Raw genomic sequence first — 18,608 nt, 5'->3', positions numbered from 1 at the left:
AAAGCAACTGAGCACAAGCCCTCTCATTTGTATCTTCCGCCAGACGGAATATTCCGTAGCGAAACAAACCGATAGGATCGCCCCATGCGCCGTTCGAAAATCGTCTGTACTCTCGGCCCCGCGGTCGACTCCCATGAAATGCTCGTCTCGCTGATCGAGGCCGGCATGAACGTGGCCCGCTTCAACTTCAGCCACGGCTCGCACGCCGAGCACCAGGGCCGCTACGACCGGGTCCGGGCCGCCGCCAAGGAGACCGGCCGGGCCATCGGTGTCCTCGCTGACCTCCAGGGCCCGAAGATCCGCCTCGAGACCTTCGCCGAGGGTCCCGTCGAGCTGGTACGCGGTGACGAGTTCACCATCACCACCGAGGACGTCCCCGGCGACAAGACGATCTGCGGCACGACGTACAAGGGCCTGCCCGGCGACGTCTCGCGCGGCGACCAGATCCTCATCAACGACGGCAACGTCGAGCTGAAGGTCCTGGACGTCGAGGGCCCGCGGGTGAAGACCATCGTCATCGAGGGCGGTGTCATCTCCGATCACAAGGGCATCAACCTGCCCGGCACGGCCGTCAACGTGCCCGCGCTCAGCGAGAAGGACATCGAGGACCTGCGGTTCGCGCTGCGGATGGGCGCCGACCTGGTCGCGCTGTCCTTCGTCCGGGACGCCAAGGACGTCACCGACGTCCACAAGGTCATGGACGAGGAGGGCCGTCGGGTCCCCGTCATCGCCAAGGTGGAGAAGCCGCAGGCGGTGGAGAACATGGAGGACGTCGTCGCGGCGTTCGACGCCGTGATGGTGGCCCGTGGCGACCTGGCCGTCGAGTATCCGCTCGAGAAGGTCCCCATGGTGCAGAAGCGCCTCATCGAGCTGTGCCGGCGCAATGCCAAGCCGGTGATCGTGGCGACCCAGATGATGGAGTCGATGATCACCAACTCCCGTCCGACCCGCGCCGAGGCCTCCGACGTGGCCAACGCGATCCTGGACGGCGCGGACGCGGTCATGCTGTCCGCCGAGTCGAGCGTGGGCGCGTACCCGATCGAGACCGTGAAGACGATGTCGAAGATCGTCACCGCGGCCGAGCAGGAGCTGCTCAGCAAGGGCCTCCAGCCGCTCGTGCCGGGCAAGAAGCCGCGCACGCAGGGTGGTTCGATCGCCCGCGCCGCGTGCGAGATCTCCGACTTCCTCGGCGGCCGGGGCCTGGTGGCCTTCACCCAGTCCGGTGACACCGCCCGTCGGCTCTCCCGCTACCGCGCGGCCCAGCCGATCATCGCCTTCACCACGGACGAGGGCACCCGCAACCAGCTGGCGCTCAGCTGGGGCGTCGAGTCGCACATCGTGCCGTTCGTGAACAGCACCGACGAGATGGTCGACATGGTCGACCAGGAGATCGCCAAGATCAACCGCTTCAACCCGGGCGAGATCGTCATCATCACCGCCGGCTCGCCCCCCGGCGTGCCCGGCACCACCAACATGCTCCGCGTCCACCACCTCGGCGGCGGCTCGCGCGACTGACCCGGCAGCCCCGCGAAGGGGCCTGATCGGCTCCCCAGCGCCTTGAGGGCCTGGGAAAAGACCCAGAGGGCGCCCCCTGTCACAGGGGGCGCCCTCTGCGTTGTCGCGGCTCGTGGGCGCTCGGCGGCTCCGCCTCGCCCCTGTGCTGCTCAGCCGGTCGTGTACTGGTGCAGTCCGGGCACGGTGAGCGTGCCGCCGAACTGGCCGGCCTGCTGCACCTTCGCGTTGGTGAAGTAGATCAGCGGGATGTTGAGCGGCGGCGGGCTCTTCGGGCTGAACGTGATGGGGATCAGGCCGAACAGGTTGCCGGAGATGCTCTCCGTGTACATGATCGTGTCACCGTCATTGATGGTGGACGTGGTGCCCTTGCCCGCCTGCACGTGGTAGGTCTTGCCGCTCTGCTTGTCGTCCACCGTCTGGTGCAGGTCGCCGATGTCGGTGCCGCCGGAGATGACGTACTTCAGCACCTCCTTGACCGTGCCGTTGGCGGTCTTGACCTTGACGACGCCCTGGTAGTCGGCGCCCTTGAGGAGCAGCGAACTGGCGTTCAGGTACCAGGGGTCGTCGGGCAGCCTGATCTTGTTGTCGATGCCGCCCTCGTCCTCCGTGGCGACGGGGCAGTCGTCGGCGTTCGTGGTGGCGCTCTCCGAGGGGCTCGGCGAGGCCGTGGCGTCGTCGGCGGCCTCCTCGGTGTCCTTCGCCGTGTCCTCGGCCGTGCCGGCGGTGTCCTTGACGGTGTCCTTCACCGTGCCGGTGACGGCGTCGGTGGTGTCCTTGGACGTGCCGGACGTGCCGGACGAACCGGACGTGCCGGACGAGTCCTTGTCCGAGGAGCCCGAGGAACCGGAGCCCGAGGAGCCGGAGGTGTCCGAGGAGCCGGAGGTGTCCGAGGAGCCCGAGCCGGAGTCCGCCGACGAGTCGCCCGCCGTGGCCGAGGCCGAGGGCGAGGGGGTCGCGGTGGCCGTCGCGTCGGCGTCCTTGCCGTCGAAGAGGCCGGTGATGGCGTCGCCGATGGTCTCCAGGACGTTCTTGCTCGTCTCGGAGGCCGACGGGCTCGCCGTCGCGGTGTCGCCGGACGTCGTCGACTTCTCGGGCGCGGTGGCCTCGGAGGACGCGGCGGGAGCGGGCTCGGCCGTGTCGCCGGAACCTGAATCCGACGAACCGGAGTCACCCGCGTCGCCCGAGGTGTCCTTCGAGTCGTCCTCGGAGCCCGAGGACCCGTCCTTGGAGTCGTCCTTCGAGTCGTCCTTCGAGTCGTCGGCGGACTCGCTCGCGCTCGCCGAGGCGGACGGCGACGGAGAGGCCGACGCGGAGGCGTCGGCGCCCTCGAGGGCCGCCACACAGTCCTTGTACTCGTCGATGGTGAGGCTCTTGGACGTCGGCTGGTCCTCGGCGTTGGCGAGGGTCGGCGTGAAGCCCATGCCCATCAGGACGGCCGTGGGCATGGCCGCCAGGGCTATCGCCTTGCCGGCCGGCATGTGGAACCTGGTGAAGATCGGCTTCTTGGGTGCCGCGTGCCGCGGCCCGGTGGTTCTCACGCGGGCAGCGTCCACATCGCTCCCGGTGGAAACCTCGTCAGCCGGCACTGTGCCTCCCGTTCGCCCCGTTCGCCGGGCTCGTTCCTGACAGATCGTGCAGATCACGCGGATCGTGCGGCTCGCCCGCCACGTCGTCGTCCTTGGTGAAGGACGGCTTCGGGGCGGGGGCGGGGCCCGTGCTGTACGGGTTCTCGGTGAGGTCGCCCGCCGGGGCGGGATTCGCTGGGAACACGCCCTCGGGGGCGCCTCCGGCGCTCGCGCCGGCCTCCGGCGCCGAGGCCTGGGCGGGCGGTGCGCCCGGCGCCCAGGACACGGCCATCGCCCCGCCGATCAGCGCCAGGAAGAAGCCGACGAGGAAGCCGCCGAGATTGGACACCGGGATGGACACCAGCCCGAGCAGGATCGCCGCGACACCCGCGAAGACCTGTACGTGCTTCTGGAACCACAGACTGATGCCCAGGACGCCCAGCAGACCGCCGATGATCAGCGACCCGGCTCCCGCGGTGGTCGCCATCGCCAGTGTCAGGTGGCCCACCTGGAGGTGGGCGTAAGGGAAGTAGGCGATGGGGAAGCCCGCGAGAAGGACGAACAGGCCCGCCCAGAACGGCCTGGTGCCCCGCCAGGCGCGGAACTGCTGCCTCCGGCGGGTGAACTGGCCGGCGGCGACAGGGGTCTCGGCGCTCATGGAAAACAGCTCCCTGGTGCGGCGTTGCTGTGGTGGTGAGTCGTACTTCTGGTGAAGCCCCGGGCTTCAGACTGGACGGGCGGGGGCGCCATCGGCTCCCCCGCCCGTCAGAGAGTGCTTAGTAGCACTCCTTGACACCCGTCGACAGCGACATCTTCAGGCCGCTGAGCTTGAAGGTTCCGGCGGTGGTGGCCCACGCCGTCTGCTTCACGTCGGTCAGCGTGGCGGAGTCCGCCTGCTGGGCGAACCCGTACGGGTTGGCCGCGTCACCGCTCTTGAGGCCCGGACCCTTGGAGGCGTCCTTCGCGGCCACACCGATGTCGATGCCCCGGAACACGGCGTCCGCGCTCAGGTCCTCGACGTCGATGTAAAGGTTCTCGGCCTCGACCGGCGTACCGTTGCCGCCCGCCTTCAGCGTGAGGCTGACGGACCCGAGCAGCGGGATGTTCGGGGTGACCACGGACTGGCACATGTTCGTGATCGAGGCGCTCTTGAACGCCGAGACGGCGACGGCGTGAGCCGTCTTCTTGCCGTCGAGGGTGTAACCCGAGTCGATCGCGCCGTACTGCGAGAAGCCCGTACCTTCGAGCTTGTCGGCAGAAACCTTGAACGACTGACCGGACACGCTGAACGACGCTGCCAGCGCACCCTGCGCGAGGGCGACACCTATACAGGCCGTCGCTGCGACGCTGGGCACCATGACCACAGCGAAGCGCTTCCATCTGGTCCCGCCACGCACCTGGGACTCCATATTTCCTCCTTCTCGGACGTACATCTCCTGACCCTGACTAGCCCCCTCGTACGGCGGCTCAGCCGGGCAGGGATGGGAGAAGTGCTACGTCCTCGGGAAGGGGAGCGCCTGTTCCGGAGGCGCGAACCGCGCACCGATCACCGGCGATCACCCCCGAGCGACAACCACTGGTCGCGCCTGACACGCATCACGCACAACCTTGCTGGACAGGCTCCGGCACTGCGAAGACCCCCCTGCCCAAGAGCCGACTCCACTGCCGGCGGCTCTACTCGGTGGGGACCCAGGAAAACCCGTTGACCCAACCGGCTGTCGGGGTACGGGACTGGACCGAGCGTGGCCGATCGTGGTGCATTCTCGCCGCCCGCACAAGGGGGTTCGTTACTCGCTAGTAACGGCCGGATAACCGAACAACGACCCATAGGTCTCGACCGGCAACACAGGGTGTCATCGACGCCCGGGACAAAGCTGTTGATCACTGGACAGAATCCGACAGACCAACGCCCAACTCTTACTTGCAGTAACAGCGGCCGCGTTTACCAAGATTTGGTAAAGCGCGGCCGCTGGGGAACCACATCAGCAGAATTTTCACTCGGGCACCGTCGGCTCTGACGTTTAGTGACTGGTCAGAACCGGCCCGGGCACCTCAGAACAGAGCGCGTGCCAGCGCCCGCCTGGCCGCCGCCACCCGGGGGTCGTCCGGGCCCACCACCTCGAACAGTTCGAGCAGCCGCAGTCGTACGGTGTCCCGGTCGTCCCCGGCCGTGTTGCGCACGGTGTCGATGAGCCGTCCGAACGCGTCCTCGACATGACCGCCCACCAGATCCAGGTCGGCCGCGGCGATCTGGGCCTCGGCGTCCTTGGGTCTGTCGGCGGCGTCCCTGCGCACCTGCTGCGGATCCATACCGCCCACCCGCTGGAGCAACTCGGCCTGGGCGAGGCCGAGTTGTGCCTCGCTGTTGCCCGGGTCGTCGGCGAGCACGTTCTTGTAGGCCTGCACGGCGCCGCCGAAGTCACCGGCGTCCAGTGCCCGCACGGCCGCTTCCAGCAGCGCGTCGTACGGCCCGACGGCTTCGGCCGGTGCCTCCTCGACGTCCCCCGGCTCGGCGTCGGCGTCCACGGTCAGGCCGGTGAGCCCGAACCGCTGCTCCGCGACCTGCACCAACTGGTCGAGGGTCTGCCGGATCTGCGCCTCGTCGGCGGCCCCCTGGAAGAGCGGCAGCGCCTGCCCCGCGACGACCGCGAAGACGGCCGGGATGCCCTGCACCCCGAACTGCTGCATCAGCATCTGGTTGGCGTCGACATCGATCTTGGCGAGCAGGAAGCGGCCGTCGTACTCGACGGCGAGCCGCTCGAGGACGGGGCTCAGCTGCTTACAGGGCTGGCACCACTCGGCCCAGAAGTCGATGACGACGGGCACCTCGGCGGACCGCTGGAGAACCTCCCGCTCGAACCCCGCCTCATCGACGTCGATGACGAGATCGGCCGGGGAGACGGCCCCCACGCCGCCCTGCCGTGCCGTTTCGGCGCGCGTCTGCTCCGCCTTCGCCTTGGCCTCCTGGGCCGCCTTCACCGCGGCGAGGTCGACGACTCCGCTCATGGACATGTTCCGTGGCTGCATGCGTCTATCCTCCCCCGTCCGCGCGCCTGCGTGAAAAGCGTTCCGAATACGTCCCGAACATCCCGAACATGAGCACCGGGGTCCCCACCCCGCACCCTGCCGGGCCACCGGCCCGCGCACGTCCTGCGCGAGCTTTCGCTACGAGTCGTAGCGTAATGGCACCGGGTGCCTGCGCAACACCACCCCTCGGTGATCTCCCTCACGGAAGCCCATGACAAACTGCCGGTTATGGTCTGGGAATGCAGATCCGCACCCCCGCCTGCCGTCCCGGCCGTCCGCGCAGCGCCGCCGCGGACACCGCGATCCTGGCCGCGACCCGGGAGGCGCTGGTCGAACTGGGCTGGTCGAAACTGACGTTGGGGGACGTGGCGACGCGCGCCGGGGTCGCGAAGACGACGCTCTACCGCCGCTGGGCCGGCAAGAACGAACTGGTCGTCGACGCGGTCGCGGAACTCTTCGGCGAGCTCGAACTCCCCGACCGCGGCAGCCTGGCCGCCGACATCGAGGGTGTGGTCCTTCAGTTCGCGGCGATCCTGGCCCGGCCGGAGGCCAAGAGCGGCCTGATGGCGGCCGTCGCCGAGTCCACCCGCGACGACGCCCTGCGCGAGCGCATCCGGGCCTCCATCGTCGACCCGCAGAAGGATCTGGTCCTGGAGGGCCGGGCCCGCGCCCAGGCGCGCGGCGAACTCCCCCCGCAGACCGACCCGGCCGAGGCCGCCCGCACGGTCGATCTCATCTTCGACGTCGTGGCGGGCGCGGTGGTCCACCGCACCCTGGTCAGCGCGGAACCGGCGGACGAGGAGTGGGTGCGCAGCTTCACACGGGTCCTGCTCCTGGGCCTGACGGCATCCACCGGCCCGTCCGGCGCCACCCCTGACGCCGGAGCCTGACGCCGAGAGCCTCACCCTCACCCACGCCCGACTCCCGCCCTCCTCCGTCCCTCTACCCGCCCCGCCCCGCAGCGTCCCGCACCCGCCCGGTCCCCGCAGACACAACTGGGCCGGGTCTGCGCGACCGCCCGGGCAAGGGATACCGCCGGTGGCTGCGGCAGCGGCAGCGGCAGCGGCAGCGGTGTGACCGTGGTCAGAAGCCCGGGGGCTCCGTGTACACCCCCCACTCCTCGCGCAGCACGTCGCAGATCTCCCCCAGCGTCGCCTCGGCCCGCACCGCGTCCAGCATCGGCCCGATCATGTTGGATCCGTCCCGGGCGGCGCCCAGCATCGCGGCGAGCGCGCCCCGCACCGCCGTCTCGTCCCGGGCGGCCTTCCGCGCGCCCAGCGCCCGCACCTGCTCCCGCTCCACCTCGTGGCTGACCCGCAGGATCTCCAGGTCCCCGGTCACCGACCCGGTGTGCGTGTTGACGCCGACGACCCTCTTCTCGCCCTTCTCCAGGGCCTGCTGGTACCGGAACGCGGACTCCGCGATCTCCCCGGTGAACCAGCCGTCCTCGATCCCCCGCAGGATCCCGGAGGTGATCGGTCCGATCGGGTGCCGCCCGTCGGGGTGGGCCCGCAGTCCCCGCTCCCGGATCTGCTCGAAGATCTTCTCGGCGTCGGCCTCGATGCGGTCCGTCAGTTGCTCGACGTACCAGGAACCGCCCAGCGGATCGGCGACGTTGGCGACCCCCGTCTCCTCCATCAGCACCTGCTGGGTGCGCAGCGCGATCTCCGCCGCCTGCTCGCTCGGCAGCGCGAGGGTCTCGTCGAGGGCGTTCGTGTGCAGCGAGTTGGTGCCGCCGAGCACCGCCGCGAGGGCCTCCACGGCCGTACGCACGACGTTGTTGTACGGCTGCTGGGCGGTCAGCGACACCCCGGCGGTCTGGGTGTGGAACCGCAGCCACTGCGCCTTGTCGGAGCGGGCCCCGTAGACGTCCCGCATCCATCGCGCCCAGATCCTGCGCGCCGCGCGGAACTTGGCGATCTCCTCGAAGAAGTCGACGTGCGCGTCGAAGAAGAACGACAGCCCGGGCGCGAAGACGTCCACGTCGAGACCGCGGCCGATCCCCAGCTCCACGTACCCGAAGCCGTCCGCCAGTGTGTAGGCGAGCTCCTGAGCGGCCGTCGCGCCGGCCTCGCGGATGTGGTACCCGGAGACGGACAGCGGCTTGTAGGCGGGGATGCCGGCCGCGCAGTACTCCATCAGGTCGCCGATCAGGCGCAGGTGCGGCTCGGGCTGGAAGAGCCACTCCTTCTGGGCGATGTACTCCTTGAAGATGTCGGTCTGGAGCGTGCCGTTGAGGACGCCCGGGTCGACGCCCTGCCGTTCGGCGGCGACGAGGTACATGCAGAAGACGGGCACGGCCGGCCCGCTGATCGTCATGGAGGTCGTGACGTCACCCAGCGGGATGTCCTCGAACAGGACCTCCATGTCGGCGGCCGAGTCGATGGCGACCCCGCAGTGCCCGACCTCGCCCAGCGAGCGCGGGTCGTCGGAGTCGCGCCCCATCAACGTGGGCATGTCGAAGGCAACGGACAGACCCCCGCCACCGTTGGCCAGGATCATCTTGTAGCGCTCGTTGGTCTGCTCGGCGTTGCCGAACCCCGCGAACTGCCGGATGGTCCATGCGCGCCCCCGGTAGCCGGTCGGATACAGGCCGCGCGTGAAGGGGTACTCCCCGGGCCAGCCGATCCGCTCGAAACCGTCGTAGGCGTCACCGGGCCGGGGCCCGTACGCCGGCTCCACGGGGTCCCCGGAGAGCGTGGTGAAGTCGGCCTCGCGCGTGCGCGAAGCGTCGTACCGGGCCTGCCAGCGGCGGCGGCCCTCCTCGATGGCGTCAGCGTCCATGACTCGAATTTACTAGGACGTCCAACTAAATGTCGACGCGAAACTGGTAGGACTTCCAAGTAACTGTGCGTGATCGGCCCTCGTGACCGGCCGCCGTACGCGCGCGTGGCGTGCGTACGGCGGCGGGATCGGCGGCGCGCCTAGGCCTTGGCGGCCACGGGGGTCCCGTCGGCGAGCCTGCCCTCGAGCTCGTGGCTGATCTTCCGCTCCACGAAGAAGGCGGCCGTCGGGACGGTCCCGGCCAGCAGCACCCACAGCTGCTTGCCGACCGGCCACTTCGCCTTGGAGCCCAGGTCGAAGGCGAAGACCAGGTAGAGGACGTAGAGCCAGCCGTGCGCGATGGCGACGACGCGGGTGAAGTCCGCGGCTCCGTCGACGTCCAGGCCGTACTTGGCGATCATGCCCAGGCACAGCAGGACCAGCAGCACACCGGTGACATAGGCCAGGACGCGGTAGCGGGTCAGCACGCTCTTCTTCATGCCGTCGAGCGTAACGACCCGTTCCGGGAGATCTTGCCCCGGGTCAGTCCTCGTCGAAGTCGCGCGCGGCCACCCGCAGCGGCCGGAGCATCGCGAAGATCTCCCCGCACTCCTCTGCGTCGTACACCCCGAGGCCGAAGTCCATCGCCATCAGGTCACGGGTGGCCGCCTCGACGACCTCACGGCCCTTGTCGGTGATGACGGCGAGGGTGCCTCGGCCGTCGTTGGGGTTGGGGCGCCGGGCCACCAGGCCCGACCGCACCAGCCGGTCGACGGTGTTCGTCACCGAGGTGGGATGCACCTGGAGTCGCTCGCCGATCTTCGACATGGTCAGCTCGCCCTCCTTGGAGAAGGTGAGCAGCACCAGCGCCTCGAAGCGTGCGAACGTCAGGCCGTACGGCTTGACCACGGCGTCGACCTCGGCGAGCAGGATCTGGTGCGCGCGCATGATCGAGGTGATCGCGGCCATGGACGGCACGTTCCCCCAGCGCTGCTTCCAGAGCTCGTCGGCGCGGGCGATGGGGTCGAAGGGGAGACTGGGCGGTTTCGGCACGCCTCGAGACCTTACCGGCCGGTCACATCATGGTCAGCCCCGTCTCGCGTTTCGGTCCGCCGGACCTCCCGGGCCGCCAGGACGCAGCAGACCGTCCCCAGTGCGCCCGCCCCCGTGACCGCGCCGGCCACGCCCACGAGCTCCGCGGCCACCCCCGCCAGGGCCATGCCGACGCCCTGGAACGTCATCAGCCCGGCGGTGAGCAGTGTCATGGCCCGTCCGCGCAGCTCCTCGGGCACGTCCCGGACGATCCACTGGTCGAGGCCGAGGGTGTACGCCGACCCGGCGCCCGAGACCACCAGCAGCAGCAGCGAGACGGCGAGGCCGGGGTGGAAGGCGTAGCCAAGACAGGGCAGCAGAGTCACACAGACGAGCGGCAGGGCGACGCGCTCACGGGTGACCGGGCGCAGCCGGGCTCCCGCGTACAGCTCGCCGGCGATCGTGCCGGCCGGCAGCGCGCACATCAGCAGGCCCAGGCCGGTGGGGCCGACGCCGAGGCCGTCGGCGTAGGGCGCGGAGAGCGCCTCCGGGGCGACCGTGAAGGTCGGCGGCACCCAGAAGAGCAGCAGCAACGCCCGTACCCGCCGGTCGGCGAGGATCTGCCGGGCGCCCTTGAGCGAGTCCGTGACCAGCGCGCCGCCGGTCCGGGCCCGGGCGGGACGGCGGCGGGTGCCGAGGCGGAGCAGGGCGGCGGAGGCGAGGAAGGTGCCGACGGTGACGAGGAGGGCCTGGCGCGGGGAGGTGACGGTGAGCAGGAGTCCGCCGAGTCCGAAGCCGGCCAGCAGCGCGCTCTGCGCGGTGATGCGCAGCAGGGAGCGGCCGAGGACGAACAGGTCGCCGTCGCCGAGGATGTCCGCGAGGGTGGCCATCCGGGTGCCCGCGAAGACCGGCGAGACGACGGCGAGGCAGCAGCGCAGGGCGAGCAGCGCGGCGAGGGGCGCGCCCGGCGCCGTCATCGGCACCACGCACAGCGCGCACACCAGGTCGCAGCCCACCAGGACGCGCCGGGCCGGGAACCGGTCGGCGACCCCGGCCAGCAGGGTGCCGCCGACGACGTAGGGCAGGAAGCCGAGCGCCCAGGCCAGGGCGCTCATCAGGGGCGAGCCGGTCAGGTCGTAGACCAGGACGGACAGCGCGACCTCGGCGACGATCACACCGAGCATGGACAGCAGGTGCGCGGCGAAGACGGCCCGGAACTCGCGGACGGCGAAGACGCGGAGGTATCCGGCGGGTGGCGTCCTGGCCGTGGGTGCCGCAGTTTCCGCACGTTCCGTGGGTGTCGCGGGCGTCGCGGGTGCCGCGGGTGCAGCGGGTGCCGCGGGTGCAGCGGGTGCCGCGGGTGCAGCGGCTGCCGTTCGTGTAGCGGGTGCCGTGGGTGTCCCGGGCGTCGTGGCTTCTGACATGGCAGCAGCGTGCTCGGACGGGGGCGTGGGCCCTAGAGTTTCGGGCGCAGCCGAATGTTCGAGAGGCGAGGCCGTGCCGTCACATCTGCACTTCGGGGAGGACGACTTCCTGCGCTGCCGCTTCGCCGTGTCCCCGCTGTGGGAGACGCAGGAGGTCGCGCGCACCCTCAAGCGGCCCGACCGGCAGGGTTACCACGCGCCGTGGCTGCGCCGGATCCGTACGGCTGCCGAGGCCCTCGACCTGACCGGGCTGTGGCTGCTGATGCCGCGCCCGGGCCACTCCCCCGACTGGCTGTGCCCGCCGCCGGTCGGGCCCGCGGCCGGGTTCGAGGAGGAGATCGCCGCGGTCCGGGCCGCCGACCCGCAGGCAGCCCTCGCGGACACCGCCCGTTCGCTCGCGGACACCCCCGGCGCGCTGGACTCGCCGCAGGGGCGGGCCTGGCTGGCGGATCCGGAGCGGATGATCCGGGAGCTGACCGACGTACTGGAGGAGATCTGGCACACCCTCCTCGCGCCGGACTGGCCCCGGCTGCGCGCCCTGCTGGAGGCGGATGTCGCCTTCCACTCGCGACGGCTGGCCGAAGTGGGCCTCGGCGGGGTGCTGCCGGAGATCAACCGGCTCTGCGGCTGGCGGGCCGGGACCCTGACCATCGCCTCGAACGGCGAGCACGAGCGCCACCTGGGCGGCCAGGGCCTGGTGCTGATGCCGAGCGTGTTCTCCTGGCCGGACGTCGTGAGCGGCTTCGATCCTCCCTGGCAGCCGACGCTGGTGTACCCGGCGCGGGGGATCGGCGGCCTGTGGACCGACGCCACCGCACACTCCCCCGAGACGCTCGTCCGGCTGCTGGGCCGGGGCCGCGCCGCCGTGCTCACCGCGCTCGACGACCCGGCCACCACCTCCGCACTCGCCCACCGGCTCGGCCTCGCCCCGTCCTCGGTCTCCGCGCACCTGACGGTGCTCCGCGACTCCGGACTGCTGGTGTCCCGGCGCTACGGCCACCAGGTGCTCTACGAGCGGACGCCGCTGGGGGTGGCGCTGGCGTCGGGCGGTGCCGGGTAGGGGCCGTGCTCGGTAGGGCGGTGCTCCGTAAGGCGGTGCTCCGTAAGGATGTGCTCCGTAGGGGTGGTGCTCGGTGGGACTCGCGCTCCGTAGAGGCTGCGCAGGCCGAGGACGTCGCCCTTGCCGAGGCTGCGGGCGTCCGTGGAGCAGGCGAAGGAGTTCGCGTACATGGTGAGGTTCTCGTGTCCGGGGCCGGAGTGACCGAGGCCGAAGACGTGCCCGGCCTCGTGCGTGGCGACGCTGCGGATGTCGTACGCGTGCGTGCAGCCACCGGACGGGCGGTTCGTGAACGGGAAGTCATGGGTGTTGAAGCGGACGTCGGCCTCGAGCAGTTCTTCGGGGCCGCCCGGCACGGGCCGGCTCCACGAGCAGGTCGTCGCGACGGCGTCGCCGCCGATGTCGCCCGCGTCCCACACGCTCAGGCCGTCCCGGTGCGTGCAGCGGGCCTCCCGGTCGACGCCCGCCTCGTTGCCGGTGACCGTCAGGAACCTGCCCTTCGCCGTGACCGTGTCGTCGTAGCCGCAGTCGTTGCGGCTCGTGGTGATGGTCGCGACGGCGTCTTCGAAGACCTGCCGGGCTTCGTCGTGGGACAGGTGGCCCGGCAGGGGGCCGTCGCCGATGAACCACTCGTACGTGCCGTACTCCTTGCGGCCCTCGGTGGAGTAGGCGCTGTCGGCGCAGGGCGCGGGGGCGTCGGCGCGGGCCCGCGCGGCCGCTTCCGTACGGTCCGCCTCGTAGGCGTAGGAGACCGTGCCGTCGGCGGCGACCGCCAGCGTGAAGCCGCGCGCCGAGCCGTCCGCCGTGAGCGCGTCGACGCTGACCGTGGTGCCGGGTTCGGGCACCGCCACTCCGGCGCCGGCGTGAGTGACCACGCGGCCGACTGCGAGGCAGTCGAGCACGGACGAGCCGGCGGGCAGGTCGTCCACGGTCAGCTCGCCCCGGGAGAGCGCGCACGCGGGCGGCCGGGGCGTTTCCCCCACGCAGACCACCGACAGCGATGCCGTCACCAGGAACGCCGTGATGGCCCTGCCGGCCAACCCCGGTCCGCGCCGCCGTGCCACCGCACACTCCCCTTCGATGCCCCGCCAGGCGCGGAACTTGATCGGCCTCGGGAGACATTAGCCAGGCGGCACCGGCGGAAACCCCTTTTACCAGGACCCGTTCGAGGGACCACTCAAACGGGTGTTCCGCAGCCGTCGCGGGCCACGTCGGCATCGCCGGCTCCGGCCATTCCGCCCCCTACGCCGGCCGCTCCCCCAGATGCCGTTCCACGGTCTCCACCTTGGAGGTCAGACCGTCCGTCACGCCGGGGCGGATGTCCGCCTTCAGGACCAGGGAGACCCGGGGGACGCGTTCCTCGACGACGGCCACGGCACGCCTGACGACGTCCATGACCTCGTCCCACTCACCCTCGACGGAGGTGAACATGGCGTCGGTGCGGTTGGGGAGCCCGGACGCGCGGACGACCCGGACGGCGTCGGCGACGTACTCGCCGACGTCCTCACCCACACCCAGCGGAGTGATCGAGAAGGCGACGATCATGCGTTCACGACGCCGTCCTGGCGGGCGCGGGAGGCGATGACCGCGTCCTCGGCCTCACGGCGCAGCCTGCGCTCGGCGAAGAAACCGCCGGTCGGCAGGACCGCGAGGACGAAGTAGAGGGCCGCGGTCTTCAGCGACCACCTCGTGCGGTACCAGGCGAGGGCCCACAGGACCAGGTACAAGAGGAACAGCACGGCGTGGACCCGGCCCATCACGGGCACCGCGTTGAAGTCCGTGGTCCGCTTCAGCATCGAGCAGAGCAGCAGCAGGAGGAAGGAAACGGCCTCGGGGGCGGAGACCAGACGCAGTCGGCGGAGGGCGGAGGCTGTCTTCAGGTCCACGGGTCACCTTCGGGGGGAGATACGGCGACGAACAGTCGGTTTGTGAATGCACGCACAAGCGTTCGTCCATTGTGGCAAACGGTTCACCTAGGGGTGCGTTCAGGGTCGCTCTCCACCCCCGGGTGCTGTTCGGCGCACCCTTCCGGCGGATACCTTCCCAGCGTGGCGATGTTTCGACTTCAAGGCAGCAAGGTGCTCGCCGTCGACGTGACCGGGGACGCCGTGAAGGCGAAGAACGGCTCCATGGTGGCGTACGACGGGCAGATGGCCTTCAAGAAGCTCAGCGGCGGCGGTGAGGGCATCCGGGGGATGGTCACCCGGAGGCTCACCGGCGAGCAGATGACCATGATGGAGGTGAGGGGGCAGGGGACGTGCTGGCTGGCCGATCGCGCCTCCGAGATCAATCTCGTCCGGCTCCAGGGGGACAAGCTGTACGTCGAGTCGAGCAACCTGCTCGCGACCGACGGCGCGCTCAGGACCGGGACGAGTTTCACCGGACTGCGCGGCGCGACCCAGGGCAACGGTCTGTTCACGACGACCGTCGAGGGCACCGGCCAGGCGGCGATCACCTCCGACGGGCCGGCCGTGGTGCTGCGGGTCAGCCCGCAGTACCCGTTGACCGTCGACCCCGGCGCCTATGTCGCGCATCAGGGCAACGTCCGGCAGTCCTTCCACTCCGGTGTGACCTTCCGCACCTTCATGGGCGAGGGCGGCGGCGAGGCCTTCCAGATCCGGTTCGAGGGGGACGGCCTGGTGTACGTCCAGCCGAGCGAGCGCAACACGATCGCGGGGGACGTGTGAGATGACCTTCCGCGAGATCAACTCCAAGATCGTCGAGGCGACCGTCGTCCCCGGCCAACGGCTCTTCAGCCAGCGCGGCGCCATGCTGGCCTACCGCGGCGAGGTGTCCTTCACACCCAACGTCCAGGGCGGCCAGGGCGGGGTGATGTCCATGATCGGGCGGCGGCTCGCCAACGAGGACACCCCCCTGATGACCGTCGAGGGCAGCGGCACGGTCCTCTTCGGGCACGGCGGCCACCACGTCCAGGTCATCCGGCTCACCGGCGACACGCTGTACGTCGAGGCGGACCGCCTGCTCGCCTTCGAGGGCACGCTCCAGCAGGGCACGATGTTCATGGGCTCCCAGGGCGGGGTCATGGGCATGGTCCGCGGCCAGGTCAGCGGACAGGGCCTGTTCACCACCACCCTGAAGGGGCAGGGGGCCGTCGCCGTGATGGCCCACGGCGGGGTCTTCGAGGTGCCGATCACCCCGCAGCGCCCGGTGCACGTCGACCCCCAGGCCTATGTCGCCCACCACGGCGACGTCCGCAACAAGCTGTCGACGGCGCTGGGCTGGCGGGACATGGTCGGCCGCGGCTCCGGCGAGGCGTTCCAGCTGGAGCTCAGCGGCAGCGGTGCGGTGTTCGTCCAGGCGTCGGAGGAGAAGCTGTGAGCATGTACGGGGCTCCGGGCGGCGGCCCGACGGTGTACGACCCGATGACCCTGCCGGTCGACGACAACGTGAACAACTACACCTTCTGCGTGGAGCTCAAGGGGAGCCAGTGGTTCCTCCAGAAGGGGAAGATGATCGCCTACTACGGGTCGATCGACTTCAACGGCGTCGGACACGGCCGTCTGGACCGTCTCGTGCGCACTTCCTTCCATTCGCCACTGCACGCCAGCGACTGGGTCGTGGCGGAGGGCTCGGGCAAGATGCTCCTCGCCGACCGGGCCTTCGACGTGAATTCGTACGATCTGGACGACGGCAACCTGACCATTCGCTCGGGCAATCTGCTCGCTTTTCAGCCAAGTCTGTCGCTCAAGCAGTCGATCGTGCCGGGATTTCTGACGCTGATCGGAACCGGCAAGTTCGTCGCGGCATCCAACGGCCCGGTGGTGTTCATGGAACCCCCGATCCGGGTCGACCCGCAGGCACTCGTCGGCTGGGCCGACTGCCCGTCCCCGTGCCATCACTACGACCACGGGTACATGACCGGCGTAATGGGCGGTCTACGTGCACTGACGGGCCTCGGCGGGGCTTCCGGCGAGGAGCACCAGTTCGAGTTCGTGGGCGTCGGCACGGTACTGCTCCAGTCGACCGAGCTGCTCATGGCCGAGCAGGCCACGGGAGCGGTTCCGCACGAGCCGGGAGTGCCCGGCGGGGGTGCCGCAGCAGGTGGGCACGGGGGCCATGGAGCGCAAACCGGCGCACCGCGCCTTCCCGGACAGCTGGGTGACCTCCAGCGTCGCTTCGGGCTGTGAGCGGTAGTCTGCGGAGTGTGACATCGAACGCGTGCGCACCGTCACACCGCCCTCACTAGTTCGCCTTTCAACATTTTAGGTAGACTTCAATTATGGAGACCGAAACGGCCACGCGCTGGCTGACCGATGCGGAGCAGTGCGCCTGGCGCACCCACCTGGAGGTCAACAGGCTGTTGACGTACCAGCTCGAAAAGGATCTCCAACCGTTCGGCCTGACCATGAACGACTACGAGATCCTGGTGAATCTCTCCGAGTCGGAGGGCGTCCGGATGCGGATGAGCGACCTCGCGTCCGCCACCCTCCAGTCCAAGAGCCGTCTCTCGCACCAGATCACCCGTATGGAGAGCGCCAACCTGGTGCGCCGTGAGAACTGCGAGTCCGACCGCCGCGGCCTGTACGCGGTGCTGACCGAGCACGGCATGGAGACGATGCAGAAGGTCGCGCCCCACCATGTGGAGTCCGTCCGGCGGCACTTCATCGACCTCCTCTCCACCGAGGCCACGACGGATCTGTCGAAGGCCCTGAAGCCCGTCGCGGAACACCTCCGCGGGCAGCGGGGACGTCCGTGAGGGACCCGCGCTAGACGATCCGGCAGGCGGTGCTCGAACAGGGCGCCGCCTGCCGGCGTCTCAGGGTCCCTCGGACTCAGGGTTCCTCGGTCTCAGGGTCCCTCGGACTCAGGAGCCCCGGATCAGGCGAGGGGCACGAGATCGCTCGTGGTCCGCCGGGCAGTCCTGACGGCGACGGCCGCCGCCGTCATCAGGACCACCGCCCCGGTCACCACGAAGCACAGCCCCACCGGCAGCCACCCGGCCAGCGCCCCGGCGACCGCCGTACCGGCCGTACTGCCCGCGTTGACGGCCGTGTTGACCCATGCCCCGGCCCGCACCCGGGCCTCCGGCGCGGCGGCCTCGTCGGCGATGAGATAGGCCGTGGTGATCGCCGGCGACACGAAGAACCCGGCGGCCGCGACGGCGACGGTGAGCGTGCCGAGCCCCGGCGCGAGTCCCGCGCCGCACAGCGTCAGCCCGAGCCCCGCCGTGAGCAGCGGCAGTCGCGCCCCGGCCGGTGTCCGCCAGGCGACGGCCCCGTTGAGCAGCCCGCCGACGGCACTGCCGGCCGACAGCGCGGCCAGCACCCAGGCCGCGTCCGCCCCGCCGGCCCCGTGCCCGGCCCCGTGCCCGTGCCGCTCGGCGAAGGCCACGACCAGCAGATCGACCACGCCCAGCGCGAGCCCCACGCCCGCGATGGCGACCACGGGCCGCCCGAGTCCGCGCAGCCCGCCGCCACCGCGCCGGACGCCGGTCTTCCCCGGCCGGACCGCCCGCACGGCCGGCGACGACACGAACCCGGCCATGCCCCCGGCCATCAGGGCCGCCCCCACGACGATCCCGGCGGCCGGCGGTGCGAAGCCGACGAGAACGCCGACCAGCAACGGCCCTGTGACGAAGAGCAGTTCCTCGGCGACCCCGTCGAGGCTGTACGCGCGCTGCAGCAGGGCGCGGTCCGGGGTGAGCCCGCCCCACACCGCCCGCATGGTCGGCCCCAGCGGCGGCACACAGGCCCCCGCGGCGGCGGCGAGGCCGCCCAGCACGGCGGCCGGGGCGGCGCCCGGTCGGGCGAGGGCCGGCGTCAACAGGGCCGACGTCAACAGGGCCAGCGTCGCGAGGTAGGCCGCGGTCATCGGGACGAGCGCCCGGCGTGGCCCGTGCCGGTCGATGAGGGCCGCCCTGGCGGGCGACAGGAAGACGGTGGTGGCCCCGAACAGGGCCATCACGGTGCCCGCCACCGAGTAGGAACCCGAGGAACGGGTCACGGCGAGCATCACGGACAGCGGGACGATCCCGTACGACAACCGACCGGTCAGGGCGGCGGCGAAGGTACGGCGGGCATGCGGAACGCGCAGGACGACGGCATACGAAGGCCGCAGGGCAGGCGAAGCGGACATGAGGAGTTCCTCGACTCATGGCAGGGAAAGGGGACGCCTGATCGCCGCGAGCGGGGCGGCCGAACGCCGCTCACCGATCGCGGGCCGGGGCGGGCCCTATGCCAAGAGAAGGAACATGTACACGACCGT

Annotated in this window: 19 protein-coding genes; 7 read left to right on the top strand and 12 right to left on the bottom strand. The window is 70.6% G+C overall.

Annotated elements, in window-relative coordinates; translation table 11 throughout:
- Positions 1-84: 84 nt before the first annotated feature.
- The gene (pyk, locus tag ACFWBB_RS31495; RefSeq protein ID WP_385279111.1) at positions 85-1,515 is read left to right on the top strand and encodes a pyruvate kinase; all 1,431 of its coding nucleotides are present in this window, start codon (positions 85-87) and stop codon (positions 1,513-1,515) included.
- A gap of 149 nt (positions 1,516-1,664) precedes the next feature.
- Here the strand turns inward: pyk and ACFWBB_RS31490 are convergent, their stop codons facing one another.
- The 4 genes from ACFWBB_RS31490 to ACFWBB_RS31475 all read right to left on the bottom strand — a co-directional run bounded on the left by ACFWBB_RS31490 (position 1,665) and on the right by ACFWBB_RS31475 (position 6,107).
- Entirely contained in the window at positions 1,665-3,101 is a 1,437-nt protein-coding gene (locus tag ACFWBB_RS31490; RefSeq protein ID WP_385279109.1) for a hypothetical protein, read from the bottom strand.
- Positions 3,091-3,738, bottom strand: a complete 648-nt coding sequence (locus ACFWBB_RS31485; RefSeq protein WP_385279107.1) for a DUF6114 domain-containing protein — start codon at positions 3,736-3,738, stop codon at positions 3,091-3,093. The genes ACFWBB_RS31490 and ACFWBB_RS31485 overlap by 11 nt, the downstream gene beginning before the upstream one ends.
- Before the next feature lie 118 nt (positions 3,739-3,856).
- Positions 3,857-4,489 carry a DUF6230 family protein gene (locus ACFWBB_RS31480; protein ID WP_385279105.1) on the bottom strand — a complete coding sequence of 211 codons (633 nt, stop codon included), beginning with the start codon at positions 4,487-4,489 and terminating at the stop codon, positions 3,857-3,859.
- A 643-nt stretch (positions 4,490-5,132) separates the two neighbouring features.
- Complete coding sequence (locus ACFWBB_RS31475) at positions 5,133-6,107, bottom strand: tetratricopeptide repeat protein (RefSeq protein WP_385279103.1); 975 nt, start codon at positions 6,105-6,107, stop codon at positions 5,133-5,135.
- A 239-nt stretch (positions 6,108-6,346) separates the two neighbouring features.
- On the opposite strand from ACFWBB_RS31475, the gene ACFWBB_RS31470 reads away from it, so the two are divergent.
- Positions 6,347-6,997: a TetR/AcrR family transcriptional regulator gene (locus ACFWBB_RS31470; protein WP_385279101.1), complete on the top strand. Its 651-nt coding sequence runs from the start codon at positions 6,347-6,349 to the stop codon at positions 6,995-6,997.
- A 193-nt stretch (positions 6,998-7,190) separates the two neighbouring features.
- On the opposite strand, the gene ACFWBB_RS31465 is transcribed toward ACFWBB_RS31470, so the two are convergent.
- The 4 genes from ACFWBB_RS31465 to ACFWBB_RS31450 all read right to left on the bottom strand — a co-directional run bounded on the left by ACFWBB_RS31465 (position 7,191) and on the right by ACFWBB_RS31450 (position 11,326).
- Positions 7,191-8,891 (bottom strand): methylmalonyl-CoA mutase, encoded by a 1,701-nt coding sequence (locus tag ACFWBB_RS31465; protein ID WP_385279099.1) that lies wholly within the window; start codon positions 8,889-8,891, stop codon positions 7,191-7,193.
- 140 nt (positions 8,892-9,031) lie between these two features.
- On the bottom strand, positions 9,032-9,370 hold the full coding sequence (locus ACFWBB_RS31460) for a DUF3817 domain-containing protein (RefSeq protein WP_385279097.1): 339 nt from the start codon (positions 9,368-9,370) through the stop codon (positions 9,032-9,034).
- Between the two features lie 43 nt (positions 9,371-9,413).
- Entirely contained in the window at positions 9,414-9,923 is a 510-nt protein-coding gene (locus tag ACFWBB_RS31455) for a MarR family winged helix-turn-helix transcriptional regulator (RefSeq protein ID WP_385279095.1), read from the bottom strand.
- An 11-nt stretch (positions 9,924-9,934) separates the two neighbouring features.
- Positions 9,935-11,326: an MFS transporter gene (locus tag ACFWBB_RS31450; RefSeq protein WP_385279093.1), complete on the bottom strand. Its 1,392-nt coding sequence runs from the start codon at positions 11,324-11,326 to the stop codon at positions 9,935-9,937.
- A 73-nt stretch (positions 11,327-11,399) separates the two neighbouring features.
- On the opposite strand from ACFWBB_RS31450, the gene ACFWBB_RS31445 reads away from it, so the two are divergent.
- The gene (locus ACFWBB_RS31445; RefSeq protein WP_385279091.1) at positions 11,400-12,386 is read left to right on the top strand and encodes a DUF5937 family protein; all 987 of its coding nucleotides are present in this window, start codon (positions 11,400-11,402) and stop codon (positions 12,384-12,386) included.
- Here ACFWBB_RS31445 and ACFWBB_RS31440 read toward each other — a convergent pair.
- The 3 genes from ACFWBB_RS31440 to ACFWBB_RS31430 all read right to left on the bottom strand — a co-directional run bounded on the left by ACFWBB_RS31440 (position 12,335) and on the right by ACFWBB_RS31430 (position 14,269).
- Positions 12,335-13,447: a matrixin family metalloprotease gene (locus ACFWBB_RS31440; RefSeq protein WP_385279089.1), complete on the bottom strand. Its 1,113-nt coding sequence runs from the start codon at positions 13,445-13,447 to the stop codon at positions 12,335-12,337. The genes ACFWBB_RS31445 and ACFWBB_RS31440 overlap by 52 nt on opposite strands.
- Positions 13,448-13,625: 178 nt before the next feature.
- Positions 13,626-13,928, bottom strand: a complete 303-nt coding sequence (locus tag ACFWBB_RS31435; protein ID WP_385279087.1) for an MTH1187 family thiamine-binding protein — start codon at positions 13,926-13,928, stop codon at positions 13,626-13,628.
- A complete protein-coding gene (locus ACFWBB_RS31430) occupies positions 13,925-14,269 on the bottom strand; it encodes a DUF3817 domain-containing protein (protein WP_385279085.1) in 345 nt (114 codons plus the stop codon). The genes ACFWBB_RS31435 and ACFWBB_RS31430 overlap by 4 nt, the downstream gene beginning before the upstream one ends.
- Before the next feature lie 168 nt (positions 14,270-14,437).
- Between ACFWBB_RS31430 and ACFWBB_RS31425 the strand changes: the two genes are divergently transcribed.
- The 4 genes from ACFWBB_RS31425 (at position 14,438) to ACFWBB_RS31410 (ending at position 17,100) form a co-directional block, all read left to right on the top strand.
- On the top strand, positions 14,438-15,070 hold the full coding sequence (locus ACFWBB_RS31425; RefSeq protein WP_385279138.1) for an AIM24 family protein: 633 nt from the start codon (positions 14,438-14,440) through the stop codon (positions 15,068-15,070).
- A 1-nt stretch (position 15,071) separates the two neighbouring features.
- A complete protein-coding gene (locus ACFWBB_RS31420) occupies positions 15,072-15,722 on the top strand; it encodes an AIM24 family protein (protein ID WP_385279083.1) in 651 nt (216 codons plus the stop codon).
- Between the two features lie 2 nt (positions 15,723-15,724).
- A complete protein-coding gene (locus ACFWBB_RS31415) occupies positions 15,725-16,531 on the top strand; it encodes an AIM24 family protein (protein WP_385279137.1) in 807 nt (268 codons plus the stop codon).
- A 92-nt stretch (positions 16,532-16,623) separates the two neighbouring features.
- Positions 16,624-17,100 carry a MarR family winged helix-turn-helix transcriptional regulator gene (locus tag ACFWBB_RS31410; protein ID WP_385279081.1) on the top strand — a complete coding sequence of 159 codons (477 nt, stop codon included), beginning with the start codon at positions 16,624-16,626 and terminating at the stop codon, positions 17,098-17,100.
- A 122-nt stretch (positions 17,101-17,222) separates the two neighbouring features.
- Here ACFWBB_RS31410 and ACFWBB_RS31405 read toward each other — a convergent pair whose 3' ends face one another.
- Entirely contained in the window at positions 17,223-18,479 is a 1,257-nt protein-coding gene (locus ACFWBB_RS31405; protein WP_385279079.1) for an MFS transporter, read from the bottom strand.
- Positions 18,480-18,608 lie beyond the last annotated feature (129 nt).

Source organism: Streptomyces sp. NPDC060000 (assembly GCF_042737375.1).
Taxonomy (GTDB): domain Bacteria; phylum Actinomycetota; class Actinomycetes; order Streptomycetales; family Streptomycetaceae; genus Streptomyces.
This window is presented reverse-complemented; position numbering and strand designations above follow the sequence as displayed.

Excerpts from the sequence above, each read along its gene's own strand:
- ACFWBB_RS31475 (WP_385279103.1), bottom strand. The coding sequence starts at position 6,107 with ATGCAGCCACGGAACATGTCCATGAGCGGAGTCGTCGACCTCGCCGCG.
- pyk (WP_385279111.1), top strand. The coding sequence starts at position 85 with ATGCGCCGTTCGAAAATCGTCTGTACTCTCGGCCCCGCGGTCGACTCC.
- ACFWBB_RS31480 (WP_385279105.1), bottom strand. The coding sequence starts at position 4,489 with ATGGAGTCCCAGGTGCGTGGCGGGACCAGATGGAAGCGCTTCGCTGTG.
- ACFWBB_RS31465 (WP_385279099.1), bottom strand. The coding sequence starts at position 8,891 with ATGGACGCTGACGCCATCGAGGAGGGCCGCCGCCGCTGGCAGGCCCGG.
- ACFWBB_RS31410 (WP_385279081.1), top strand. The coding sequence starts at position 16,624 with ATGGAGACCGAAACGGCCACGCGCTGGCTGACCGATGCGGAGCAGTGC.
- ACFWBB_RS31470 (WP_385279101.1), top strand. The coding sequence starts at position 6,347 with ATGCAGATCCGCACCCCCGCCTGCCGTCCCGGCCGTCCGCGCAGCGCC.
- ACFWBB_RS31450 (WP_385279093.1), bottom strand. The coding sequence starts at position 11,326 with ATGTCAGAAGCCACGACGCCCGGGACACCCACGGCACCCGCTACACGA.
- ACFWBB_RS31425 (WP_385279138.1), top strand. The coding sequence starts at position 14,438 with ATGTTTCGACTTCAAGGCAGCAAGGTGCTCGCCGTCGACGTGACCGGG.
- ACFWBB_RS31415 (WP_385279137.1), top strand. The coding sequence starts at position 15,725 with ATGTACGGGGCTCCGGGCGGCGGCCCGACGGTGTACGACCCGATGACC.
- ACFWBB_RS31405 (WP_385279079.1), bottom strand. The coding sequence starts at position 18,479 with ATGTCCGCTTCGCCTGCCCTGCGGCCTTCGTATGCCGTCGTCCTGCGC.
- ACFWBB_RS31420 (WP_385279083.1), top strand. The coding sequence starts at position 15,072 with ATGACCTTCCGCGAGATCAACTCCAAGATCGTCGAGGCGACCGTCGTC.
- ACFWBB_RS31460 (WP_385279097.1), bottom strand. The coding sequence starts at position 9,370 with ATGAAGAAGAGCGTGCTGACCCGCTACCGCGTCCTGGCCTATGTCACC.
- ACFWBB_RS31485 (WP_385279107.1), bottom strand. The coding sequence starts at position 3,738 with ATGAGCGCCGAGACCCCTGTCGCCGCCGGCCAGTTCACCCGCCGGAGG.
- ACFWBB_RS31435 (WP_385279087.1), bottom strand. The coding sequence starts at position 13,928 with ATGATCGTCGCCTTCTCGATCACTCCGCTGGGTGTGGGTGAGGACGTC.